Source organism: Mycolicibacterium wolinskyi str. Jessa 2025, from assembly GCF_049241375.1.
GTDB classification, from domain to species: Bacteria; Actinomycetota; Actinomycetes; order Mycobacteriales; family Mycobacteriaceae; genus Mycobacterium; species Mycobacterium wolinskyi.
Genome location: NZ_CP185960.1, coordinates 3,486,863 through 3,509,983, shown reverse-complemented (window position 1 = coordinate 3,509,983; position 23,121 = coordinate 3,486,863). Strand labels below are relative to the sequence as shown.

Annotated in this window: 27 protein-coding genes and 1 pseudogene; 18 read left to right on the top strand and 10 right to left on the bottom strand. The window is 66.4% G+C overall.

All coding sequences use genetic code 11. The annotated features are described in order from the left end of the window. Positions 1–29 precede the first annotated feature (29 nt). Positions 30–1,109: a phospho-N-acetylmuramoyl-pentapeptide-transferase gene (gene mraY, locus ACOI2T_RS17295; protein WP_409505808.1), complete on the bottom strand. Its 1,080-nt coding sequence runs from the start codon at positions 1,107–1,109 to the stop codon at positions 30–32. 318 nt (positions 1,110–1,427) lie between these two features. Here mraY and ACOI2T_RS17290 point away from each other — a divergent pair, with 318 nt between their 5' ends. Both ACOI2T_RS17290 and ACOI2T_RS17285 read left to right on the top strand, forming a co-directional pair. Further along, entirely contained in the window at positions 1,428–1,808 is a 381-nt protein-coding gene (locus tag ACOI2T_RS17290) for a VOC family protein (RefSeq protein ID WP_409505807.1), read from the top strand. Continuing rightward, the gene (locus ACOI2T_RS17285; protein WP_409505823.1) at positions 1,808–2,092 is read left to right on the top strand and encodes a DUF1905 domain-containing protein; all 285 of its coding nucleotides are present in this window, start codon (positions 1,808–1,810) and stop codon (positions 2,090–2,092) included. Before ACOI2T_RS17290 ends, ACOI2T_RS17285 begins: the two co-directional genes overlap by 1 nt. A 43-nt stretch (positions 2,093–2,135) precedes the next feature. Here ACOI2T_RS17285 and ACOI2T_RS17280 read toward each other — a convergent pair whose 3' ends face one another. Together ACOI2T_RS17280 and ACOI2T_RS17275 are read right to left on the bottom strand one after the other, a co-directional pair. Next, positions 2,136–3,239, bottom strand: a complete 1,104-nt coding sequence (locus ACOI2T_RS17280) for a sensor histidine kinase (protein ID WP_409505806.1) — start codon at positions 3,237–3,239, stop codon at positions 2,136–2,138. Next, entirely contained in the window at positions 3,232–3,921 is a 690-nt protein-coding gene (locus ACOI2T_RS17275) for a response regulator transcription factor (protein ID WP_409505805.1), read from the bottom strand. The genes ACOI2T_RS17280 and ACOI2T_RS17275 overlap by 8 nt, the downstream gene beginning before the upstream one ends. An 87-nt stretch (positions 3,922–4,008) precedes the next feature. Between ACOI2T_RS17275 and ACOI2T_RS17270 the strand changes: the two genes are divergently transcribed. After that, positions 4,009–4,539: a hypothetical protein gene (locus tag ACOI2T_RS17270; protein WP_409505804.1), complete on the top strand. Its 531-nt coding sequence runs from the start codon at positions 4,009–4,011 to the stop codon at positions 4,537–4,539. A 177-nt stretch (positions 4,540–4,716) separates the two neighbouring features. Here ACOI2T_RS17270 and ACOI2T_RS17265 read toward each other — a convergent pair whose 3' ends face one another. Then, positions 4,717–5,406, bottom strand: coding sequence for a type 1 glutamine amidotransferase domain-containing protein (locus tag ACOI2T_RS17265; protein WP_409505803.1), 690 nt, complete (start codon positions 5,404–5,406; stop codon positions 4,717–4,719). A gap of 405 nt (positions 5,407–5,811) precedes the next feature. On the opposite strand from ACOI2T_RS17265, the gene ACOI2T_RS17260 reads away from it, so the two are divergent. The 8 genes and pseudogenes from ACOI2T_RS17260 to ACOI2T_RS17225 all read left to right on the top strand — a co-directional run bounded on the left by ACOI2T_RS17260 (position 5,812) and on the right by ACOI2T_RS17225 (position 11,914). After that, positions 5,812–6,681: a hypothetical protein gene (locus tag ACOI2T_RS17260; RefSeq protein WP_409505802.1), complete on the top strand. Its 870-nt coding sequence runs from the start codon at positions 5,812–5,814 to the stop codon at positions 6,679–6,681. A gap of 49 nt (positions 6,682–6,730) precedes the next feature. Next, positions 6,731–7,208: pseudogene (locus ACOI2T_RS17255) on the top strand (SRPBCC family protein). Positions 7,209–7,451: 243 nt separating this feature from the next. Next, positions 7,452–7,952: a DinB family protein gene (locus tag ACOI2T_RS17250; protein ID WP_409505801.1), complete on the top strand. Its 501-nt coding sequence runs from the start codon at positions 7,452–7,454 to the stop codon at positions 7,950–7,952. 94 nt (positions 7,953–8,046) lie between these two features. After that, complete coding sequence (locus tag ACOI2T_RS17245; RefSeq protein ID WP_067855639.1) at positions 8,047–8,961, top strand: MBL fold metallo-hydrolase; 915 nt, start codon at positions 8,047–8,049, stop codon at positions 8,959–8,961. 195 nt (positions 8,962–9,156) lie between these two features. Then, a complete protein-coding gene (locus ACOI2T_RS17240) occupies positions 9,157–9,489 on the top strand; it encodes a hypothetical protein (RefSeq protein ID WP_409505800.1) in 333 nt (110 codons plus the stop codon). Between the two features lie 76 nt (positions 9,490–9,565). Further along, a complete protein-coding gene (locus tag ACOI2T_RS17235; protein ID WP_409505799.1) occupies positions 9,566–10,291 on the top strand; it encodes a Type 1 glutamine amidotransferase-like domain-containing protein in 726 nt (241 codons plus the stop codon). Between the two features lie 2 nt (positions 10,292–10,293). Further along, the gene (locus tag ACOI2T_RS17230; RefSeq protein WP_409505798.1) at positions 10,294–10,764 is read left to right on the top strand and encodes a GNAT family N-acetyltransferase; all 471 of its coding nucleotides are present in this window, start codon (positions 10,294–10,296) and stop codon (positions 10,762–10,764) included. 58 nt (positions 10,765–10,822) lie between these two features. After that, positions 10,823–11,914 (top strand): YihY/virulence factor BrkB family protein, encoded by a 1,092-nt coding sequence (locus ACOI2T_RS17225; RefSeq protein ID WP_409505797.1) that lies wholly within the window; start codon positions 10,823–10,825, stop codon positions 11,912–11,914. 130 nt (positions 11,915–12,044) lie between these two features. Here the strand turns inward: ACOI2T_RS17225 and ACOI2T_RS17220 are convergent, their stop codons facing one another. Further along, positions 12,045–12,686: a response regulator transcription factor gene (locus tag ACOI2T_RS17220; protein ID WP_067855950.1), complete on the bottom strand. Its 642-nt coding sequence runs from the start codon at positions 12,684–12,686 to the stop codon at positions 12,045–12,047. Next, complete coding sequence (locus tag ACOI2T_RS17215; protein ID WP_409505796.1) at positions 12,683–13,972, bottom strand: sensor histidine kinase; 1,290 nt, start codon at positions 13,970–13,972, stop codon at positions 12,683–12,685. The genes ACOI2T_RS17220 and ACOI2T_RS17215 overlap by 4 nt, the downstream gene beginning before the upstream one ends. Positions 13,973–14,112: 140 nt before the next feature. Between ACOI2T_RS17215 and ACOI2T_RS17210 the strand changes: the two genes are divergently transcribed. Together ACOI2T_RS17210 and ACOI2T_RS17205 are read left to right on the top strand one after the other, a co-directional pair. Next, positions 14,113–14,721 (top strand): FKBP-type peptidyl-prolyl cis-trans isomerase, encoded by a 609-nt coding sequence (locus ACOI2T_RS17210; RefSeq protein WP_067855660.1) that lies wholly within the window; start codon positions 14,113–14,115, stop codon positions 14,719–14,721. 48 nt (positions 14,722–14,769) lie between these two features. Then, the gene (locus ACOI2T_RS17205) at positions 14,770–15,378 is read left to right on the top strand and encodes a class I SAM-dependent methyltransferase (RefSeq protein WP_409505795.1); all 609 of its coding nucleotides are present in this window, start codon (positions 14,770–14,772) and stop codon (positions 15,376–15,378) included. Positions 15,379–15,394: 16 nt separating this feature from the next. Here the strand turns inward: ACOI2T_RS17205 and ACOI2T_RS17200 are convergent, their stop codons facing one another. Continuing rightward, the gene (locus ACOI2T_RS17200; RefSeq protein WP_409505794.1) at positions 15,395–15,907 is read right to left on the bottom strand and encodes a putative immunity protein; all 513 of its coding nucleotides are present in this window, start codon (positions 15,905–15,907) and stop codon (positions 15,395–15,397) included. A gap of 548 nt (positions 15,908–16,455) precedes the next feature. Here ACOI2T_RS17200 and ACOI2T_RS17195 point away from each other — a divergent pair. After that, the gene (locus ACOI2T_RS17195) at positions 16,456–17,406 is read left to right on the top strand and encodes an oxidoreductase (protein WP_409505793.1); all 951 of its coding nucleotides are present in this window, start codon (positions 16,456–16,458) and stop codon (positions 17,404–17,406) included. Between the two features lie 12 nt (positions 17,407–17,418). Here ACOI2T_RS17195 and ACOI2T_RS17190 read toward each other — a convergent pair whose 3' ends face one another. The 3 genes from ACOI2T_RS17190 to ACOI2T_RS17180 all read right to left on the bottom strand — a co-directional run bounded on the left by ACOI2T_RS17190 (position 17,419) and on the right by ACOI2T_RS17180 (position 19,806). Continuing rightward, positions 17,419–18,201, bottom strand: coding sequence for a glutaminyl-peptide cyclotransferase (locus ACOI2T_RS17190; RefSeq protein ID WP_409505792.1), 783 nt, complete (start codon positions 18,199–18,201; stop codon positions 17,419–17,421). A 36-nt stretch (positions 18,202–18,237) separates the two neighbouring features. Next, positions 18,238–19,134, bottom strand: coding sequence for an aminoglycoside phosphotransferase family protein (locus ACOI2T_RS17185; RefSeq protein WP_409505822.1), 897 nt, complete (start codon positions 19,132–19,134; stop codon positions 18,238–18,240). A 78-nt stretch (positions 19,135–19,212) separates the two neighbouring features. Then, positions 19,213–19,806 carry a hypothetical protein gene (locus ACOI2T_RS17180; RefSeq protein WP_067855959.1) on the bottom strand — a complete coding sequence of 198 codons (594 nt, stop codon included), beginning with the start codon at positions 19,804–19,806 and terminating at the stop codon, positions 19,213–19,215. Between the two features lie 197 nt (positions 19,807–20,003). On the opposite strand from ACOI2T_RS17180, the gene ACOI2T_RS17175 reads away from it, so the two are divergent. The 4 genes from ACOI2T_RS17175 to ACOI2T_RS17160 all read left to right on the top strand — a co-directional run bounded on the left by ACOI2T_RS17175 (position 20,004) and on the right by ACOI2T_RS17160 (position 23,114). After that, on the top strand, positions 20,004–20,231 hold the full coding sequence (locus ACOI2T_RS17175) for a hypothetical protein (protein ID WP_067855962.1): 228 nt from the start codon (positions 20,004–20,006) through the stop codon (positions 20,229–20,231). 75 nt (positions 20,232–20,306) lie between these two features. Beyond that, entirely contained in the window at positions 20,307–21,131 is an 825-nt protein-coding gene (locus tag ACOI2T_RS17170; RefSeq protein ID WP_067855676.1) for a 1-acyl-sn-glycerol-3-phosphate acyltransferase, read from the top strand. A gap of 59 nt (positions 21,132–21,190) precedes the next feature. Further along, positions 21,191–21,880 carry a GAF and ANTAR domain-containing protein gene (locus ACOI2T_RS17165; RefSeq protein ID WP_085150368.1) on the top strand — a complete coding sequence of 230 codons (690 nt, stop codon included), beginning with the start codon at positions 21,191–21,193 and terminating at the stop codon, positions 21,878–21,880. Between the two features lie 19 nt (positions 21,881–21,899). Next, on the top strand, positions 21,900–23,114 hold the full coding sequence (locus ACOI2T_RS17160; RefSeq protein WP_085150369.1) for an NAD(P)/FAD-dependent oxidoreductase: 1,215 nt from the start codon (positions 21,900–21,902) through the stop codon (positions 23,112–23,114). The last annotated feature ends 7 nt before the right edge of the window (positions 23,115–23,121 follow it).

The following is a 23,121-nucleotide window of genomic DNA, read 5'->3' as shown; positions in this document are numbered from 1 at the left end:
TGACCGTGATTTCGAGCTGAGTCGGTTGCTCAGGCTCCGACGGCTGCCAACCAGTCGCTGTAGAAGAGCGCGACGCCGAGGCCGCACGTAATGGCGGTGACGAGCCACAATCGAATGGTCAGCGTGTTCTCCGGCCAGCCCATGAGCTCGAAGTGGTGATGGAGCGGGGTCATGCGAAACACCCGCCGGCCGGTGGTGCGGAACGCTGCGACCTGAATGACGACCGAGGTCACCTCGGCGACGAACAATGCGCCGAGGATGATGGCCAGGATCTCGGTGCGACTGGTCACCGAGAGCCCGGCGATGATGCCGCCCAAAGCCAGTGAGCCCGTGTCGCCCATGATGATCTTGGCGGGTGCGGCGTTCCACCACAGGAATCCGATGCAGGCGCCGGCGGTCGCCGCCGCAACGAGCGCCAGATCGAGCGGATCACGGACGAGGTAGCAACCGGGCCCTGGCGTGATCGAACATTGGTTTCGGAACTGCCAGAAGGTGATGAGCACATAAGCAGCCGTCACCATCGACATGGCACCTGCGGCGAGCCCGTCCAAGCCGTCGGTGAGGTTGACGGCATTGGACCAAGCAGAGACGACGACGATGCAGAACAGCACGAAGACCACGGGCGTCAGCGTGAACACGGCGATGTCGCGGACATAGGAAAGCTCGACGCTTCCCGGCGTGAGACCGTCGGTGTTGCGGAACTGCAGCGCGAGCACACCGAAGAGGACCGCTGCGATCAGTTGCCCAGCGCTCTTGGCCCGCTTGTTCAAGCCGAGATTCCGTGAGCGCCGCAATTTGACGTAATCGTCGGTAAAGCCGACCGCGCCCAGCGCGGTGGCCAGCCCGAGGACGAGCAGCCCAGACGCCGACGGGCCTGCACCACCGAACGCGAGCCCGATCAGATTCGTGCTCAGATAGCTTGCCCAGATCGCGGTCAGGATCGCCAGGCCACCCATCGTGGGCGTTCCACGCTTGCGCTGGTGACTCTCCGGGGCTTCGTCACGGATTTCCTGGCCGAACCCCAAGCGGGTGAACATCAGGATCAACAGAGGGGTCAGTACAAGCGCGACCACCATGGCCAGCCCTGCGGCGATGAGTATCTGTGTCACAGACCGACGCCGCCTGCCGGCGTGCGGTTCGGCCGACGGCAGCTACGCCGCATCTGATTCCCCCATCGGGCCAGTATGGCGGAACGCCCCTACCCCAATGACAATGGCCTCTCAGCGATGAGCCGAGAATTCTCCGCGGCTGGAGCACTTCCATGTCACGTGCTTCACCGCTTCCCGGGCCGCCGCGCCGGCTCGAACGGGGCGAGGAGGGGCCGTGATTGGTCGCTTCGACACCAGCATCATCGTCCCCTGACCGGCGATTGCTCTGTCTCGGTTGCGCGGCGATGAGTCACGGTGCGCAGCGGAGTCTAAACAGGCATGACGATCACAACGAGAGTGCTGAGTGTGTCGGTTCCGGTGTCTGATCAGGACGCCGCGCTGAAGTTCTATACCGAGGTGCTGGGATTCGAGCTCCGCACGGACGTGGAGGTGTGGCCGGGTGCGCGCATGGTCGAGGTCGTGCCGCCGGGCACGAATGTCTCCCTGGTCCTCCTGCCGCCCGACAGCCAGATCCCGATCGCGATCCGGATGGGCACCCCCGATGCACAACAAGCTCACGACACAGTTCGCGAAGCCGGAGTGACCCTGCACAACGCGGAGCTCGTCCGTATCGAGGGAATACCGGCGATGTTCTCCTTCACCGACCCCGACGGCAACGGCTTGGTCTACCTGGAGGACACGAAAGGACCACGATCATGATGACGAAACCGCAGCCCTTGAACATCACCTTCACCGCTCGTCTCGGCAAAGTGCGTCCAGGAGACACCTGGACCTGCGTGCAGCTACCTGACTCGGCGACGATCTTCGGCACCCGAGGTCTGGTCAAGGTCGCCGGCACCATCGACGGCCAGCCCTTCACCGGAGCGTTCATGGCCCTGGGCGACGGGACCCACAAACTTCCGGTCGCGGCCGCCATCCGCAAGGCCATCGGGAAAAGCGACGGTGACGACGTCGAGGTCCACCTCGCCGAGCGGTTGAACTGATTCGGCCCCCTAGCAAGGTATTCCAGTGGGATAAGTGAGTGGCTTACGCCCTCGCGGGTAGTTCGACCGTGATGCACAACCCGCCGGCGGGCCGGGGCGCGAGGGTGAGGGTGCCGTCGTGTGCTTGCGCGATGCTGTTGACGATCGCCAGGCCGAGGCCCACGCCGTCGTGATCGGCGTGGATGCGTTCGGCGCCCCGCTGAAACGGTTCCACGAGAGTCGAAACCAATTGTGGGGACAGCTTTTCGCCGGTGTTCTCGACAGTCAGCACAACGCTGTTGGCGCGGACGCCGGTCCTGACCCATGCGGTTCCGGACTGAGGAAGGTTATGCACGATCGCGTTGTGCAACAGGTTGGTTGCGAGTTGCAGGAGGAGCGCGGGTGACCCGGTGGTGGGGGCAAAGTCGGCGGAAATCTCGAGGGTCACGCCATGCCGTTCCGCGAGAGGCAACAGCGTTTCCGCGGCTTCTTCGGCGATGAGCGATACGTCGACAGGCTCTCGGGCGAAGGACCGTTGATCGGCGCGGCTGAGGAGCAGCAGTGCTTCGGTGAGGTCAATTGCCCGGGTGTTGACGACGTGGAGGCGTTCGATCAGTTCGCCGGTGTCACGAGTGCGATCCTGACGGGCCACGTCGAGCAGCGTCTGCGTAATCGCCAGCGGTGTGCGCAGTTCGTGAGAGGCGTTGGCGGCGAATCGCTGTTGTTCGGCGACGTGGGCTTCGAGCCGTTCGAGCATGGTGTCGAAGGCGTCGGCGAGTTCGCGTAACTCGTCTTTGCGTCCGGGCAACCGGATACGGTGCGAGAGTGAGCCTTTCGAGGCCAGCCGGGTCGCGGCAGTGATGCGCGTCAGGGGCGCAAGCATCCGGCCGGCCAGCAGCCACCCGCCCACGAGACCGAACACGAGGAGAAACGCCATCACGGCGGCGGCTCTCGGAGCGAAAACGTGCAGGAGTCTGGACCGGATGGGAAAGACATCATTTGGGAACTCGATGTCAGTGCTGCCCGGGATGATCATCATCCGGTCCGGCACATACCGCAGCAGAAATACCCACACGGCGGCGAGCAGCAAGGCGCCGGCGAGCATGAGGAATCCGGCGTAGCTCAGGGTGAGCTTGAGGCGAAGGCTCAATCCTGGCGCTCTATCCACGGTCGGCTCCTTCGCGCCCGGTCCCGGTGTCGATGCGGTACCCGACACCGGGCACGGTCGCGATGATCCATGGCTCGCCGAGGCGCTTGCGCAGCGCGGAAACGGTGATGCGCACGGCGTTGGTGAACGGGTCTGCGTTCTCATCCCACGCCCGCTCCAGGAGCTCTTCGGCGCTGACGACACCACCGTCGGCGGCGACGAGAACCTCGAGCACCGCGAACTGTTTCCGGGTGAGCGCGACGTAACGGCCGTCGCGGTAGACCTCGCGGCGGAACGGATCGACCCGCAGTCCCGCGACCTCCCGCACCGGCGGCCTGCTGTGCGCGCGCCTGCGGTCGAGCGCCCGAAGCCGCAGCACGAGCTCACGCAGGTCGAACGGCTTGGTCAGATAGTCGTCGGCGCCGAGCCCGAACCCCGAGGCCTTGTCATCGAGCCGGTCCGCGGCGGTCAACATCAGGATCGGCGTGCCGCTACCCGAGGCGACGATGCGTTCGGCGATCTCGTCGCCGGAGGGGCCGGGAATGTCGCGATCGAGGACGGCGATGTCGTATGAATTGATGCTCAACAACTCCAGCGCGGTATCCCCATCACCGGCGATGTCGGCGGCGATCGCCTCCAGGCGTAGACCATCGCGGATCGCCGTTGCCATGTAGGGCTCATCCTCGACCACCAACACACGCATCCTCTAAACCTACGAGCCGCCGGATATCCTCGGCATATCGAAAATCGCATACGCGCTGACAACATCACCGGGCGTTGACTGGCGGCCATGACAAAACACAACTCAGCACACACCCACCGACCGCTCGTCACCCTCGCCATGACCGCCTTGATCGGCTCGGCTGGTTTGGCCATCGCCGCGCAGGCTGTCGCTGACCCTGACAGTCGAGATCAAGCAGTGAAGTACTCCGAGTGCATGCGGGCCAACGGCGTCGCGGACTTCCCGAACCCGAACGCAGACGGCGCGATCCCCTACGGCGGAGTCTCGGTGTCAAAGGCGACGTGGGTGAACGCCGTCGGTGCGTGTGCGAACCTGCAGCCGCCGGGCTGGTCGACCGACGCACAACGCACTCCCGCCCAGCAGGACGCCGCACTCAAATTCGCTCAATGCGTGCGCGACAACGGGGTTCCGGACTTCCCTGACCCGGCTACTGCACGTGACCCCCTCATCGACACCTCGAAGATGCGCGGTGATGTCAGCGCCCGCAGCATTCCCGAACTTCAGCCGGCGGTGGAGGCCTGCCACAGCTTCTTCACGGCCGCGCTGCCAGGGCCACTGGGAACCGGACAGCCGGGCTGACAAACGTACATGCTGCGGAACGGCCGTGCCGGTAGCGACCAGTCGCTGCCGGCATGGCCGCCGTTGTCGTGTGTGAGGCCATCGCGGTTCACGGCCCATGCTCAGCGCCGTCGCCGCGGCGGCACTATTTGGCGGCATATGGCGAGGTGCGGGTATCAGCTCAACGTGTGCACCGGCTCAGCCCTCCAGCACGGTCACGACTCTCTCGGCTGTCTCCTTGGCGGACCTGGGGTTCTGCCCCGTCACCAACCGACCGTCGACCATGACGTACGAAGTGAAGGGAATGAGGCCCTTCCCGTACCGGGCGCCGCGCTTCTTGATCTCTTCCTCTGCGTTGTAGGGCACCAACTTGTCGACCCGGGCCAACACCTCCTCCGACCACGCAAACCCTGTGAGCCTTCGTCCGGCGACCAAGAGCGATCCGTCCGACAGAGTGGTGTTGAGCAGTCCGCAATAACCGTGACAGACCGACGACACCACTCCGCCACGCTCGAAGATCTCGCGGGTGATGCGTTGCAGGCCCTCGCTGTCGGGAAAGTCGAACATGACCGCGTGCCCACCGGTGAAGTAGATGGCGTCGAAATCCGCGGGGTCGATCTCAGCGGGTGATGCGGTATTGGCCAGCAGTGCCATCTTCGCGTCGTCGGCTCTCCACGCCTTCGCGGTCTTGTCGTAGTTGGGAAACTTCAACGAGCGTGGCTCCAGCGGTGAAGGGCCACCGTTCGGGCTGACGATTTTCTGTTCATAACCCGCGTCGGCGAACACGTGATAGGCGTGAGTCAGCTCCGACAGCCACAGCCCGGTTGGTTCGGATGGGTCCTCGTAGTGTGCAACGTTGGTGACAACGTTCAGGATGCGCTTGGTCATGGTCGCAGAGTTCCCGTTGACGGACATGAGGACACCAGACACCGAACGGTTATGAGCTGCTCGACTCCGACCGAACGGTCGGGAATGCACTACTCGCCGGGTGCTGACCTGCTCTTCAAAGGCGACGCAAGTTTGGTTCTTTTCGGCGCCGCGATCAGAGGACAGTCCCCGCTTCGCGGCAAAAGCGGGGTTCTGCAGCGCATTTCGATCGCCGTCGGACTCGGATGGCTGAGCTCATTGTCGCTTCGCGGCTTACGCCGGGTTACCGTGTGGTGAAAGCGCGCGGTTCGCGGGTGACGGCTTACGATCGTATTTGGTGAAAGCGTTGAACATGCCGATCCCGCAGGGCCGTGGCTGCCGGTCGCGCCCGGCTACCGACGCGGCATCCCTCGCTGTGAGGTGCCGGTGACCGTAAACGACGACCTCGACTCGCTCCACCGCCTGCGGCCGGAGGAATTCACCGCCCGGCGCAAGGAACTCGCGGCCGCGGCGCGCAAACGCGGTGACACCGAGGGCGCCAAGGTGATCGCCGCGGCGCGACGACCGACAGCCGCGGCGTGGGTGGTGAATCTGCTCGCGCTGACTGACGCGACGGTGGTCCCGAGATTGACCGAACTGCACGACGCCCTACGCGCCGCGCACACCGAGATGGACGGACAACGGATCCGCGAACTGTCCACGGCACAGCGGAAACTTGTACAAGAGCTCTCCCGCGCCGGCTTTGCGGCCGCCGAGCTGCGCGACCCCACGGCGGCGTTGCGCGACGACGTCACCGCCACGCTGCAGGCCGCGGTCGCCGATCCCGAGGTCGCCGCGCGTTTGGGCCGATTGTCCAAAGCCGAAGAGTGGTCGGGCTTCGGTGACTTCGGAGCATCCGCCGCGGTGGTCACTCAGACCCGGCCGGGTACCCCGCCCGCCGCAGCACGGATTACCCCACAATCGTCGACGAAGAAGCCCTCACGCCCGAACGTCGCCGCGGTCGAGGAGGCCCGACGCAAGCGCGACGCCGCCGATTCCGAGCTCAACGAGGCGCGCGCCGCGCACGACGACGCGCTCGCCACCGTGACCGAGCGCAAGGACAACGTCACGACAGCACGCAGGCGCTACGAGAAACAGCTCGAGACCCTCGCCGCCGCCGAGCGTGACCTCGAGGCAGCCGCTGCGCAGCTCGACGATGCGCAGCGCTCGGCCGACAAGCTGCAGAAGAGAGTCCGAACCGCCGAATCCGCTCTGATGCAAGCGCAATCGCGACTGGACCGCCTCGCTGACGGGTGAACACGTCTCGGTACCGATGAGTTTTCGATCGACCGTCGGTCAGTACGGTATGTCTGACACCATGAGATCGACGCGCACGATCGACGCGCCGGCCCAAACCGTATTCGACGTGCTGGCCGACCCAAGCACACATCAGGCGATCGACGGAACCGGCTGGGTGCGGGAGCCGTTCGACGGCAAGCGGCTGACCGAAGTCGGCCAGATCTTCCCGGATGGCGATGTATCACGACAACTACGGGGGCATGCATTACGAGGTGGCCAACCGGGTCGAGGTCTTCTCCCCACCACATGCGATCGCGTGGCTGCCTGGCCAAGGCACCGACGACGCCAACCTCGACTTCGGCGGCTGGTTCTGGCGCTATGACCTCGATCCTGTCGACAACGATCGGACAGAGGTCACGCTGACCTACGACTGGTCAGCGGTGCCGTCGACCGTACGCGAACAAATCGCGTTCCCGCCGTTCGACCGGCAACACCTCGACAACTCGCTCAAGCACCTTGCCGAGCTGGCACAGAGCCGGGTGTAAGCCGCCTACCCATAACCGCGCGTCCCGCAACGGCGCGCCGTCAAAGATGTAGCCCGGAACGAGAATCTCGGACATACTGACCCTGTCGATGCCGAACCCGCGCTGAATCCGCGCGGCGCGCATTCTCCTCGGTCATTCCCGACACCGGACGTGTCGTCCCGCGGTTCGAGCTTCACCGCGCGTGTCATCAATCCCGAGCTTGAACCCCATGACCCCACCACACCATGAATGGAGTGAAAGCCGATGACTACCAACGTGATTACCGTCGGAACCGAGCGAGCGATCATCGAGAGCATGCTCGACCGCAACCGCGCGGCGCTCATCGAGACCGCGCGCGGACTGTCTGAAGTCGATGCCCGCCGACGACTCGTCGCATCGCTGACGACACCGATCTCGTTGCTCAAGCACGCTGCTGCCGCGGAACGGATTTGGTTCCAACGGTTCTGGGCAGGACTCGACGAATCCGAGTGCGATGGGTACTCACGCCGTGACGAGGGCACCTTCGCCGTCGCCGACAACGAGTCGCTGGCAGACGTCATCGCCGAATTCGAGCGGGCAAGCCAACGCTCGCGATCGATCGCGGCGCGATTCGACCTGGACGACACCAAAGACAACCCACGCGAAGGCACGGTCAGCATGCGATGGACCCTGCTCGCGATGATCGAAGAGTTCGCCAGGCATGCAGGCCACGGCGATATCCTCCGCGAGCAGATCGAGCACACCGCACGTCAGCAGCCGAGGTGACGATCGCTGGATAACTCCAGACACCGGCGGGCGTTCTACGAGAAGACAGCCATTTCCACCATGTCTTGAGAACGCCGCACAGGAGGAGAACAGCATGAGCTTGGACAACATTTCACACCTCGGTACGCAGGGTGTCGACGAGTTGGTGCCATCGCGTTATGCGGTACAAGTGGGTGACATCGAAGTGCTCGTGATCAGCGACGGGGTGCTGCCGATCACCGCATCGACGTTGGCCACCAATGCCGACTCTGCCGATCTCGCGGCCTGGCTGGGCCACAACTTCCTGCCGACGGACGTGGTCGATTGGCCGCTGAATGTGGTCGTGGTGCGGAGCGGTGACCGGACCATCCTCGTCGACGCGGGGCTGGGACTGGAATTCCCGGGATTCCCCCGGGCCGGGCAGACGATTCGGCGGTTGGAGGCCGCCGGCGTCGACCTCGGATCGGTTACCGACGTGGTGCTCACCCACCTGCACATGGACCACGTCGGTGGCCTGCTCGCCGACGGGCTGAAGGACCGCCTACGTCCGGACCTGCAAGTCCACACCGCCGCCGCCGAGGCCGAGTTCTGGGAGGCGCCTGACTTCTCCCAGACCACGATGCCGCAGCCGATTCCCGATGTGCTTCGCTCGACCGCTTCGCGGTTCCTCGACGAGTATCGCGGGAACCTGCGGACGTTCGAGTCGGAGTACGAGGTGGCGCCGGGGGTGCTCGTGTCTCGGACCGGCGGTCACACCCCCGGACACAGCATCGTCCGCCTGGCGTCCGGCGACGACCGGTTGACGTTCGCCGGCGATGCCGTGTTCCAGGTCGGCTTCGACGAACCGGATTGGTTCAACGGTTTCGAACACGACCCCGAGGAGGCGGCCCGAGTTCGCGTGCGCCTGTTGCGCGAGCTCGCGTCGACCGGCGAGGCGTTGGTCGCCACTCACCTGCCGTTCCCGTCCGTCTGCCGGGTGGCGGTCGCGGGCAACGCTTTCCGCTACGTGCCAGACGTCTGGGATTATTGAAGCCGGATGGGCGATACCTCCCGGCGAAGGCACCGCACCTCATTTGACCGTTGCGTCAAAATCAAAGTCTCCGTGGGGTTTTGACCGCCAACTCCGGATATTTCCGCCCAAATCCGCGGCGAAGCTGCGAGCATGTCCCGTGACACTTTCGCGAACGGCGAATTCACCCTCTGGGTCCGGATGAAGGAGCGGCAGATGAGCGTAGGCGGATCGCTGGTGAGGATTGCCGCCGGGGCCGCAGTTGCCGGAGCGGCCGCGATGGGTGCGATCGCGGCCGCGCACGCCGCACCCGTCGGCGCGGGCGCCGACGGAAACCCCGTCCCCCTTCGTCCCCTCTCCGTCCAGGAGGATCCGGCATGCGGGTGGTTGGGGTGGCGGCATCCGCTCTGCGGAGGAGGCGCATTCGAGACGCCGGCGGACGATGGGATACCGGGAGACAACGCAGCGGAAGGCGGCATTCCGGCCCCCGCGATGGTGCCCAACATCGACGGTAGCCTCAGTCCCCCTGGCACGCCGGGGGCGATCTGAGGGGCCTGTGCCGGTCTGACACCTGCGCTGGCGAAACCAGTTGTCCGCGTTGGCAAGGTAGGCCTACGGTCAGCCTATGCCCGCTGACACACCGACCATTCTGGCCACCAGCGGCGGCATCGGTTACGGCAGACGCACCCGATTCGCCTTCACTGCGCTGACGGACTTCGCCGTCGAGCTGTCCGGTGTGACCGGCCGTGCCCCGCGACTGTGCTTGCTGGCCACGGCGATGGGTGACGACAAGGCCGTCTTGCACTACCTCACCGAGGCGGCGCAGGAGCGCGGATTTGCCGTCTCGCATCTGTCGCTGTTCCCGATGCCGAACGTCGACGACATCGCCGCGCACCTGCTCGAGCAGGACGTGGTGTGGGTGTTCGGCGGCAGCGTCGCCGGCCTGCTGGCAATGTGGCGGTTGCACGGCGTCGACGCCGCCCTGCACGCCGCCTGGCAGGCGGGTGTCGTCCTGACCGGCATTTCCGCTGGATCCATCTGCTGGCATACCGGCGGCACAACCGATTCGTTCGGGCCTGAGCTCCAGCCTGTGACCAACGGGCTCGGGTTCGTCCCGTACGCGAACGGTGTCCACTACGACGTCGAAGAGCAGCGGCGGCCGCTGCTGCAACGGCTGGTCGGCGAGCGCGTCCTGCCCGCTGCGTATGCCACCGACGACGGCGCCGGTGTGCTGTACCGCGGCCGCACCTTCGCCGAGGCGGTCGCCGAAAATGACAGTGCGGGAGCATATTTCGTGGAGAGCGTCGACGGCACGGTTGTCGAGACAGCGCTCGACGTCCGGAGGCTGTGAGAATGGTCAGCCTTCGGCCGGCGACAGCGGACGACTTCGAGTTCTTCTTCGAGCTGCACAAGCAGACCCTTGGCCCCTACGTGGATCAGGTCTGGGGTTGGGACGATGACGTCCAGCGCGCCCACCTCCAACGCACCATGAACCCCGAACGCACCCAGGTGATCGTTGCCGACGGCATCGACATCGGCAGGCTCAACGTCGAAGACCAGCCCGGCGAGGTGTTTCTCGGCCTCATCGAGATCGCCCCGCCCTATCAGGGCCGCGGCATCGGCGCAGAGCTCATCGAGACCCTGCTCGACGACGCCTTCGCGCGGGGCAAACAGGTGCGACTCAATGTTCTGAGAGTCAACAGCCGGGCCTACCGGCTCTACCGCAAGCTCGGCTTCCGTGAAGTGAGCCGCGACGACACCGCGCCCGAGATCCGCATCAGCATGCTGGCGAAACGCCCGGAGAGCCGGCCACCTGCGTTTTAGGTGACTTCCCGAAACCCGTCGCGAGATTGGCAGCGCCTGATATCGGGAACCTCAGAGTATGGCCGAACGCGATGCTGGGGACGAACCCACGCGGGTAGACGAACAACCCGGCGCCGAGCAGACGCAGGAAAAAGCTCAGGCACCCCACCCGGACGACCTGCGCAAGCCGGATTCCCCGGATGACCTCACCAAAGCCTCCTGGTGGTACGTGCTGCGGAAAACCGCGCGGGAGTTCAGCGCCGACCAGTGCACCGACCTGGCCGCCGCACTGACGTACTACGCGGTGCTTTCCCTGTTCCCCGCGCTGCTGGTGATGGTGTCACTTCTGGGCGTGTTCGGTCAGGGCCAGCGCACCACCGACGCCATGCTCGAGGCGGCCGGTGACGTGGTGCCCGCGTCGGCGCTCGACCTGCTCAGACAACCCATCGAGCAGGTCGTCGAGAGCCCGTCGGCGGGAGTCACCCTGCTTGTCGGCGTGCTCGGCGCGCTGTGGTCGGCCTCTGGCTATGTTGGCGCGTTCGGTCGTGCGATGAACCGCATCTATGAGGTCGGCGAGGGTCGTCCGGCCTGGAAGCTGCGTCCCCAACAATTGCTGCTGACCTTGGTGGCGTTGATCTTGGCGGCCGCGGTGGCGTTCATGCTCGCGGTCAGTGGACCCGTCGCCGAAACGCTCGGCAACATCATCGGTCTCGGCTCCGCCGCACAGACGGCGTGGGCGATCGCCAAGTGGCCGGTGATCCTGGTCTTCGTCATGCTCGCCGTGGCGATCCTGTACTACGCCACGCCCAACGTTCAGCAGCCCAAATTCCGTTGGCTCAGCATCGGTTCAGCCGTGGCGATCGTGGTGTGGGTGATCGCATCCGTCGGGTTCGGCTTCTACGTCAGCAACTTCGGCAGCTACAACAAGACCTACGGGGCGCTTGCCGGCGTCATCGTGTTCCTGCTGTGGCTGTGGCTCACCAACTTGGCCCTGCTGTTCGGCGCCGAACTGGACGCCGAGCTCGAGCGCGGGCGACAGCTTCAGGCGGGCATACCCGCCGAACGTGACCTCCAACTGCCACCGAAAGATACGCGCGTCATCGAAAAGAACGAGGCCGCCGAGGAGAAGTACGTCAAACTCGGACGGCGGCTACGCCGCGGGCGTGGTTGATTGCGCTCAGGCGGCTCGATCAGTTTCGGGTCGGTTCCCGGTCTGTATCGGTAGACGCGGTCGACACCGCTGACCTACCGGCCCCATCTCCATGCGTGACCCGCGTCGACGCCCGGTCTTCACCTCGAACTCAACCGCGCAAGAACGCGAGGACGGCAAGCACACGGCGGTGTTGCTCCTCGTCGGGCGGCAGCATCAACTTGGTGAAGATGTTGCCGACGTGCTTTTCGACCGTGGCATCGCTGACGCTTAACGTGCGCGCGATGTTCGTGTTCGATCGGCCTTCTGCCATCAACGCCAGCACTTCCCGTTCGCGCTGGGTCAACTCCCCCAGTGGGTCGTCACGGCGCCGCAGCAGAAGCTGGGCGACCACCTCCGGGTCGAGCACGGTGCCACCGGAGGCCACCCGGTCGACGGCATCGAGAAACTCGGCGATCGCTGCGACCCGGTCCTTGAGCAGGTAGCCGACCGCGCCGGCGCGGTCGGCGAGGAGGTCGTCGGCATAGGACAGCTCGACGTACTGAGACAGCACGAGCACCGGTGAGCGCGGCACTCGCCGGCGCGCTTCGACCGCGGCCCGCAGACCCTCGTCGGTGTGGGATGGCGGCATCCGGACATCGACCACCGAGACGTCGGGCCGGTGGTCCTCGACCGCCTGGACCAGCGATGGACCGTCACCGACCGCGGCGACCACGGCATGGCCGTTCTCGGTCAGCAGCCTGACGAGTCCTTCGCGAAGGAGCACTGCATCGTCGGCCACGACCACTCTCAGCACGGCAGCTCCACCTTGATTTCCGTCGGCCCGCCCGGCGGACTGACCACGCTCAGCGTGCCACCGGTTGCGCGGACCCGGTCGGCCAGCCCCGAAAGTCCATGCCCTTTGGCCGCGTGGGCGCCGCCGTCGCCGTCGTCGATGATCTGAACGCCAAGGCGCCCCGGCACTTTCGCCACTGTCACCCAGCAGTTCATTGCGGCACTGTGTTTGGCCACGTTGGTGAGGGCCTCGGCGACCACGAAGTACGCGGTGTTCTCCACCGCCGCGTCGAGTCGGCCGCTCGGCGCGCCGAGCTCGGCGTCGACGGCGAGTTCGACCGGCACTGTGCACCGGCCCGCCAGTGCCGCCAACGCACTGGGCAACCCGCGGTCGGCGAGCACCGGCGGTGCGATCCCCCGCGAGAGCGCCCGCAGCTCGTCGAGGGTGTCTCGGGTCTGGGCGATCGCCTCATCCAGCGTGCCACCGAGCGCGGCCGGATCGCTGTCCAGCTGCTGCCGGGCTCGGGCGAGGTCCATCGCCAGGCGGACAAGCCGTTGCTGCGGACCATCGTGAATATCGCGTTCCAGCCGCCGCAGCGCGGTCGCCTCGGCAGAGACCGCGGCAGCCTTCTGGTCGGTCAGCACGGTGATGGTTTCGCGCATCTCGGCCAAGCTGGTCAACAAGGCGCGGCTGAAGGCTGCCGAAACGAGCGCGCAGCCGCGTACCACCGCCGGCAACGTGATCAGGCATATCAGGCCGATCGCGGTCTGCAGCCCGATCCGGGCGAACGCGCTGTCGCCCAGACCGATCAGTTCGGCCAACGAGTTATTGTCCGGACCGCGCGGAATTGCCCAGTCCCACAGTATGTTCGACGTCCCGCCGAGCGCTGCCGCCCACCAGGCGACGACGATGCAAAACGTCGCGACAGCGATCGGGAAGTGCGCGATGCAGTGCAGCAGGTCCAGCCAAGACTGGGTCTGGCGCAGCGGGTTGACGATCCGTTTCCAGACGCCCACGCCGGGTTCGGAGATGCGATAGGCCGGCCTGCTCGCCGGCCGGTGCAACACCGCAGGGAGGCGCAACCGTTCCAGATCCGCGAAGAGACGTCCCGCCAACAGGGTCGCGGCGAGGACGGGAACGCCGACGACGATGACCAGTGTGCCGAGCCCCGCCGAGATCCCGGTGACCGCGACGACGAAACCCACTGTGGCGAGCGGGAAGCCGACGAGGACGTAGACAGTGTCGACGCCCAGTTGACGGATGAAGCCCACGCGTTCGGGCGGCGCGGTGGAGGCGGCGGTCACCTCGTCGACGTTAGGCGCTTTTCCGGATCGGACCGATCCAGTGCTCCAGTGTCTTTCTGGTAGGGCTGTCCCTACCACGAGGCCTACCGGAATAGCCCGCACGATGCGGCTGTAGCGTGGCGACCGTGAATTCCTCTCGTGTGTCATCCTCGGTCGCGCTGCTGGGCGGCGCCGCCGCGATCGCCATGACGCTCGCCGCGTGCGGATCCGACCCGGCCACTCCATCGGCGAGCACACCCTCGGTCGCCAACGTTGCGACGTCCACCGTCGGCGAAACGCCGGCCGCCGCGAGCACATGCCCGACGGCAGCCCCCGACAGCGCGGCGGCACCCGAGTGGACCCTCCCCGGAGCCACCGGCAGCGTCGCGGTAACCGGATCCACCGATGCGACGGCCCCCAACGTCAAGGTCGAGGCACCGTTCAGCGTGGCGGAGACCCAGGTGAAAACGCTGCAGGCCGGCAACGGGCCGGTCGTCGCAGATACCGCGACGGTTTCAGTCTGCTACATGGGCGTCAACGGACGTGACGGCTCGGTGTTCGACAGCAGCTACGAGCGCGGCGCCCCGGTCGAGTTCCCGCTCGACGGCGTCGTGCCCGGATTCCAGAAGGCCATCGCCGGACAGAACGTCGGGTCGACTGTGGCGGTCGCGATGACCTCCGCCGATGGCTACCCAGAGGGCCAGCCGGCCGCCGGAATCCAGAAGGGTGACTCGCTCATCTTCGCGATCAAGATCCTCGGCGCTTCCTAACCGGTTGCCAACGGTCTGATCGGCTCCCGTCACTGGGACAATGCAGGCATGGTCGAGCAGAGCATCTGGATGCGGAAGGTCGAGGCCGATCCCGGCCATTCGCAGTGGTATGTCGAACGCTTCCGTTCCCTGGCCCGGGCCGGTGAGGATCTCGCCGGCGAGGCGCGCCTCATCGATGCGATCGCGCCCCGCGCAGCGCGCATCCTGGACGCCGGGTGCGGCCCCGGCCGGTTGGGCGGCCACCTGTTCGAAGCCGGCCACGACGTGGTCGGTGTCGACGTCGACCCGGCACTCATCGAAGCGGCTGAGCAGGACCATCCCGGGCCACGCTGGCTTGTCGGCGACCTCGCCGAGCTCGACTTGCCCGCGCGTGGCATCGCCGAACCGTTCGACGTCATTCTGTCGGCGGGCAACGTCATGACGTTCCTCGCGCCGAGCACGCGCGTCCAGGTGCTGGCCCGCCTGCGCGCCCATCTTCGGAGCGACGGGCGCGCGGTGATCGGCTTCGGCGCCGGCCGCGAGTACGCGTTCGACCAGTTTCTCGACGACGCCGCCGCGGCCGGATTCACGCCCGATCTGCTGTTGTCCACCTGGGATCTGCGACCGTTCACCGACGACGCCGATTTCCTCGTCGCGATCCTTCGCCCGGCCGCCTGACGCTGCTCGCCATTCCCTAGCAGTCGAACACTGACCAGCAGATGTCGTTGCGCAACCGCTGATCGTCGAGGACGAGCTCGCGAATCGCCTCGGGAAGCTGCTCGCGTTGCCACCGGCACTCAAGTCGGCCCGCGGCCTCACCGTCGTCCGGCACGGCAGCACGCACGGCTTTGATCGCGTATGCCGCCGCACCGAGGTCGTGCGCAGCCACGTGCGCGACCGCCCCGGCTTGGCCTGCCGCGTAGGCGGCGTGCCGTGGCGCGCCGCGCAGATCTCTGGCCGCTCCCATCGCGTGACCACCTGCGGCGCGCGCCTGCAGCATCGTGACCTCGCCGCGCACCCAGGCGCGGATCTGCTCGATCGCCTGGCGCGGCCGTAGGTCGTCAGGACGGGCCGACTCGAACAGGTGAAGGACGTGTTCGGCGCACGAGGCCGCCCACAGCGCGAGGAGGCGATGATCCGAATCGGTGAGAGTCCCGCCGCGCCTTATCGTCACCAGGCGAGGGTCCCTGACCTTCGACAGAATCATCTGAACCGTCCATGCGTGTGTCGAATGCGTTCGCGCTCAACCATCTTGCTTCGCCAACCGCATGCAACACAATCACCGGCCGAAGCTGCCGTGTCGACATCGATAACGCGGCCGGCAACCCGTTCCAGCCGCTCGGCGATGTAGCGTTCGGTATGGCGGAAAGTGAAGCGGCGACCCGAGGGCCGCGTCGTCGGATGCGTCCTGCAGTTCCGATCATGGACGACGGCGACTCGACGGGTGGCTTCTTGATTCCGGTCCCGGCGCGATGAGCGCTGTCGGCCAGCCGCTCACCCTCGCGTGCGGCCAGACGCTCGCCAATCGGCTGATGAAGGCAGGGCTCAGCGAGCAGCTGAGTGATCGTGAGCATGCACCGACGCGCGAACTGGAGCAGCTTTATGACCGCTGGGGTCGCGGCGGATGCGGTTTGATGATCACCGGCAACGTGACCGTGGACCGGCGACACATGGCCGAACCACGCAACGTCGCCATCGACGACGACTGCGATCGCGACCGCCTGCGCCGCCCAACGCGGGGGCAGGATCATCTGGATGCAGCTCAATCACCCTGGACGCCAAGCCAATCCACTTGCCGGGCGCACGCGGCCGGTCGCGCCGAGCGCGGTGCCGCTCAGTGTTCCTGGTGCACCACGACCGCGCTCGCTCACAGCCACCGAGATCGAGGCGACTGTGCAACGCTTCGCGACGGCGGCAACGATCGCCAAGGAGGCCGGGTTCGACGGCGTCCAGTTGCACGGCGCGCACGGTTACCTGATCTCGCAGTTCCTCTCGCCGCTGGCCAATGTGCGCGACGACGATTGGGGCGGTGATCCCGACCGCCGCATGCGCTTTCCAGTCGAGGTTCTGCGCGCGGTCCGTCGCGCGGTCGGTGATGAGTTCGCCGTCGGGATCAAGCTGAATTCGGCCGACTTCCAGCGCGGAGGCTTCACCGAGCACGAATCCCAACAAGTCGTCGCCCGGCTCGCGTGCGAGCGCATCGATCTCATCGAGATCAGCGGCGGCACGTTCGAGCAGCCCGCGATGATGGGATCCGTCACGCGGCAGAGCACCCGCGAGCGGGAGGCGTACTTCCTGTCCTACGCCGAGCGGGTTCGCCGCCATGCCGGCACGGTGCCGCTCGCGGTCACCGGCGGCTTCCGGTCCCGTGGCGCCATGGAGCAAGCACTCACCGAAGGTGCGTGCGACGTCATCGGAATCGGCCGCCCGCTGTGCATCGACCCCGATGCGGCGCACCAATTACTCAGCAACGCCGACCACTACGCACCGGCCGGGACGCCACGTGTCACGGGACGCGCACTGCTCGGCCGCATGATCGACCTGCACGCCGCTGATGCACTGCTCGACGTGCAGTGGCACACCGACCAGATCCACCGGATCGCCGCGGGCCGCGAGCCCGACCCGAAAAGACCATGGTGGTTCAGCATTGCCACGACCGCGCGCCGCAACGGTCTGGCCGCCATTCCACGTCCGGGCCGAAGCTGACCGAACGGCCGCTCACGACGGGTCGATGCGAATCTTGTAGCTCTGCGGCCAGTCCTTGCCGCTGATGAGGAAGTCTTGGCCGGCGATGTGGGCGATACCGCTGACGACCTGCCGGGGTGTGCGGTCACCGGAGTTCCACAGGCCGGACACGTCCATGGCGAGATTCACTGCGCCGGTCGCGGGGTCGATGCGGACGAACTGGTCGTCGGGCCATGCCGCGGCCCACACCTGGCCGTCGACGCAGTCGAGTTCGTTGAGCCCGTTGACCGGCGCGCCATCGCGAGTCACGGTGACGCCACCGGTCTCGGCGAAGCTCGCGGGGTCGTGAAACGACAAGCGGTCGGTGCCGTCGCTGCTGATCAAGCGGGAACCGTCAAAACACAGCCCCCATCCCCCCACCTCCATGGGGACTTCACGTATCGGCTCGAACGTGGCTTTGTCCCATTCGATCGCAACACCGTTCTGGTAGGTCAGCTGCCAGATGCGGTCGCCGACAACGGCAATCCCTTCACCGAAGTAGTCCGGGGGTAGGTCGGCAGATCGAATCACCCGGCCGGTCTCCGGATCAACCTGGCGCAACTGCGATTTCGCGACCTCGCCGGTGGCCTCGTACAGGGCTGGCCCGTCGAACTCGAGACCTTCGCTATAGGCGCCGGGGTCGTGCGGCACGACGCCGACGACGTTCGGCGTGATGACCGGAACGGCATCGGCCGCCGCGTGTGGCGGTGACACCGAAGCCGTCGCCGCAACCCCAACCGCCGCCGCCATTCCTTTGATCACTGCGCGAAGCCACATCACTCGGTTCTATACGGTCTCGGTCGCATTGGCACGTCAGGCACGGGCAGCGGTGATGCGGTGCAGGGTCCGGCGTCCCACCCGGCTCAGCGCTGGATGAGAACTGGCGTAGTACCACACCAGACCCATCGCCTGCTGGAACGCCCACGCCCGTCCCCGCTGCCAGACAAGCTCGTCGCACGCGAGGCATTCACGGAGAACGGTGCGGGGGCGGTCTTCCAGCAGATGCCAACCACTCACCAGATCGAGTGCCGGATCAGCGGGCGCCAGGCCGCCGACATCGAGCACGCCGGCCAGGCGACGGTCCTTCGACACCAGGATGTTGCCGGGAATCAGGTCTCCGTGGCTCATCACGTCGGCGTCCGCGCCGCGTGGTAGCTCACGCATCTCGTTCCACAACCGGCGCAACGCGGCCACGTCGAGCAGCCCTTCGCTGCGCTCGAAACATGTGTCCATCCACGCGTCATGGTCTTTCAGTTCTCCCCCGCGGCCATGCCCGCTGAACTGCTTGCCGCACGTATCGATGCTGCGTACGCCTGCGATGAACTCCGCCAGATCGGTCGCAAAGCCGATCGAGCTCCCGGCATCCCGATTCGCGGCGTCAACACCCGGGACCCAGGTCTGCACCGACCAGGGCATCGGATATCCGTGCCCAGGCTTCCCCAGGGCGACCGGGGCAGGGGTCGCGAATCGGGTCCGACCCCGTAGTTCAGCCGCGGCCCGGACTTCAGTGCGCAGCAATTGCCATGCCGCTTCGGTGTTTTCGTGTTGCAGCAAGAACCGCGCCGCGAGACCGCGCCCGATTCGGTAGATGGCGTTGACCGTGCCGGTTCGGGCGACGGGGGCGATACGCCGACCGCGCCACGCGGGAAACTGCTCATCGACCAACGAACGCACCGTCGCCACGGTGATCGGTAGTTGGCCGGCGTGGATATCCACGATCCCACCTTGGCCGCCCTGCGACACCACGGCAAACCAATATCGTGGGGTGCCGCTCGCGACGTGTGGGCGTTACGGAGCAGGCGGTGGCGGCGGTGCGGGCGCCGGTGCACCCGGCGTGTTGTATTCGTATCCGGGCGGCGGCGGCCCGTCCAACGGGTAGTAACCGGGCGGTAGCGGCGGACCTTCAGCGCCCGGACCGGCGTTGGGATCTGGCGCGGTGACCGGAGTTTCCGAGCCGGGCGCGTTCATCGACACGTAGCCGGGCGGCAGCGGCGGCGGCGGGCCGGCTCCCGGTGGCGGTGGCGCGGCAGGCCCGGTGGGCCCTTGCAGGTCGTAGGGGTTCTGCGCCTGGTGCCACAGATCCCTGAGTGTTCCGAGCGGGCCGGATCCGTATTGGCCGGAGCCGTATGCCGGGTTGGCCATCTCGGGTACCGGTGGTGGACCGGCGGGTGGTGGCGCGGGGGGTGGTACCGCTCCATCAGGCGGCAGCACGACCGGTTGGCCGGGCGCGGCAGCCGCCGGATCCGATGGTGGCGGCACAGGAGGCGCGGGCTCCGCTGCCGCAGGAACCGCCGCGGCCAGCACCGCGCCGGCAACGGTGACACCTGCAATCGCGAACTTCGCCGCGCTGAGGGACAAGGTGGCGCGCTGCCTTTCGGCCATGAATCCGGCGGTCCTCTCTGTCACGCCCACTGGTAACCGATCGAGAGCACCGAGCGAGCCGAGCGTAGAGGCATCGTCGCACACATCGACCGGGTACCACCATGCGACGAACATGCGAAGGCACCCTGCCACAGGATCGTTTCGATTGGCTAAGCTTTCAGTGTTCGATCGAGTTTCCGAGCACCGAGGTGGGCATCATGTATTTGACCAAGGCGGCATTGGCCACTGTTGCGGCTGCAGGTGCGATCGCTGTGACGGCCATCGGCCTGGGCTCGGCCACCGCGAGCGCCGACCCCGTTCCCCCGCCGGGGGCCCCGAAGAAGCCGGCCGAGTCCTGGCAGGGTCACCCGATGGTGTGGGCGCAGCTGCCCGCGGGTGGGCACTGGGGGGTCTGGGTCAACGGAGACTTCCTGCCGTTCACCTGAGCGGCTGACTCAGCTACCGGGCGCTGTCGCCCAATAGCGGGAATCGCCCGTCGTCGCCCCAGTCGATGACGCACCATCGGATGTGCACCCAACGAAGGGCGGGCACCCGTGGGCACTCCAGAACGTGCGAAGTGGGACCCAACATTCGTCCGGCAGGTGACAGCGTGGCTGCGACCGATGGCGCGGTGCTGGTTTCGGCCGGAAGTCCGCGGGATTGACCGGATACCCGCCGATGGGCCAGCGCTGGTCGTGAGCAACCACTCGGGCGGCATGATGACGCCCGATGTCCTGATCTACGCCCCGGTCTTCTATGACCGGTTCGGATACGACCGACCGTTGCACACACTGGCTCACTACGGCGTCCTGATGGGCCCGTTGTCGTGGGTGATGAATCGGCTGGGCGTCATCGAGGCCAGCCCGGAGAACGCCGCGGCGGCGCTCGGCGCCGGTGCGGTGGTCCTGGTGTTTCCCGGCGGCGATTACGACTCCTATCGGCCCACCTTCGAGGCCAACACCATCGATTTCAACGGTCGGACCGGCTATGTGCGGACCGCGATCGAGGCCGGTGTTCCGATCGTCCCCGCCGTCTCGATCGGCGCGCAGGAGACTCAGCTGTTCCTGAGCCGGGGTCATCGGCTCGCCCGTCGGCTGGGTCTCAAACGCATCCGGATGGAGATTCTCCCCGTCAGCGTGGGCCTACCGTTCGGCCTGACTGTGTTGTTACCGCCCAACCTGCCGTTACCGGCCAAGATCGTGGCAGAGGTGTTGGAACCGATCGACATCGAGAGCCAGTTCGGGTCATCGCCGGACATCGATGAGGTCGACCGCCACGTGCGGGCGGTCATGCAGGACGCGCTCGATCGCCTGTCTGCCGAGCGCCGTCTTCCGGTACTCGGCTGACGCTTCCCCACCACGGCAATCGACGGCTCAGTCCCAACCCTTCGTGAGACAGTGGGCGCATGACATCTGCGTCAAATCACGACCTCGCCGTGCGCATGGCGGAACTGGCGCGTGACGTCGCCGCGCCTGCCGCGCTCGAGGACGTTTTGCGGACCACCACGAAGGCGGTTCTGGATCTGGTGCCGGGCGCACAGTACGCAGGCATGCTTCTGCTCGGTACCGGGGGCAAGTACGAGACGCTCGCGCCGACCTCCGATCTCATGTACGAACTCGACCACATCCAGATCTCGACCGGCGAGGGCCCGTGCGTACAGGCTGCCGTGGGGGATTTGATCGTGCGGACCGACGACTTCGAGCACGAGCAGCGCTGGCCGGTCTATACGCCGAAGGTCCTGGAGCTCGGCGTTCGCAGCTCGTTGTCCTTCATGCTGTACACCACGCGGCGAAACGCCGGTGCATTGAACATGTTCTCCAGTGAGCCGCATGCCTTCGACGCGGAATCGGAGGCCATCGGCTCGGTGTTGGCCGCCCACGCCGCCGCGGCGATCGTCGCCGGAAGGCATGGCGAGCAATTGCAGACGGCACTCAGCAGCCGCGACCTCATCGGTCAGGCCAAGGGCATGATCATGGAGCGCTACAACGTCGACGCCGTCCGCGCGTTCGAAATGCTGCGTCAGCTGTCCCAGTCGAGCAATGTCAAGCTGGTCGACGTCGCCAAGCAGGTCATCGAGACCCGCAGCGGCAGCTGACTCCGCCGACAAGGTCAGCATGCCCCGCGTATTGGTCGTCGGGTCCGGCTTCGCCGGGCTGTGGGCCGCCATCGGCGCGGCTCGACGGATTGACCAGCTCGGTCGGCGTGTGGACGACATCGAGATCACGGTGCTCACCAACCGGCCGTTTCACGACATTCGGGTACGCAACTACGAAGCCGACCTGTCGGAGTGCCGAATCCCGCTCTCGGCCGTGCTCGACCCGGTAGGGGTGGGCCACGTCGTGGCCGACGTCACCGATATCGACGTCCATGGGCGTACCGTCACAGCGCAGAACACTGGTGGGACAACGACATTCGACTATCACCGGCTGGTGCTCGCGGCAGGCAGTCAGGTGGTTCGGCCCGACGTACCGGGGCTGCGGGATCTCGCGTTCGATGTCGATACCTTCGACGGCGCTACTCGACTCGACGCTCACCTGACCCGCTTGGCCACCGGCCCGACGCGTCCGGGCATCGCCACCGCCGTGGTGATCGGTGCGGGGTTGACGGGCATCGAAACGGCATGTGAGCTTCCTCGGCGGTTATCGGACGTGTTCGCCGGCGCCGTGCACCCCCGCGTTGTCCTCGTGGACCACAACCCCCTCGTTGGCTCGGACATGGGCGCGTCCGCACGCCCGATCATCGAGACGGCGTTGTCCGACAACGGAATCGAGACACGAACGGGGGTCGCCGTTACCGGGGTCGACAAGGACACCGTCACACTCTCGTCCGGCGAAGTCGTCGTTGCGGCGACCGTGGTGTGGTGTGCGGGTATGCGTGCCAACCCGTTGACCGCGCAGCTGCCCGTGACGTTGGATCGGCTCGGCCGAGTACCGGTCGATGACTACCTGCGCGTCGAGGGCGTTGCCGATGTCTTCGCCGCCGGCGACGTTGCCGCCGCGAAGATGGACGACGAACACATGTCGGTCATGTCGTGTCAGCACAGCAGGCCGATGGGCCGATACGCCGGTTACAACGTGATCAGCGATCTGGTCGGCGAGCCGATGCTGGCACTGCGGATCCCCTGGTACGTCACGGTTTTGGATCTAGGGCCGGCCGGGGCGGTCTACACCGAGGGGTGGGACCGACAGGTTGTCGCAACCGGCGCGGAAGCCAAGGCCACCAAGACCACGATCAACACCGCGCGGATCTATCCGCCATTGACAGGCAGCCGGCAAGCGTTGTTCGCCGCTGCGGGACCCGAACTGCAGTCCCGGCCGGCGCATGGGTGATGGTTCG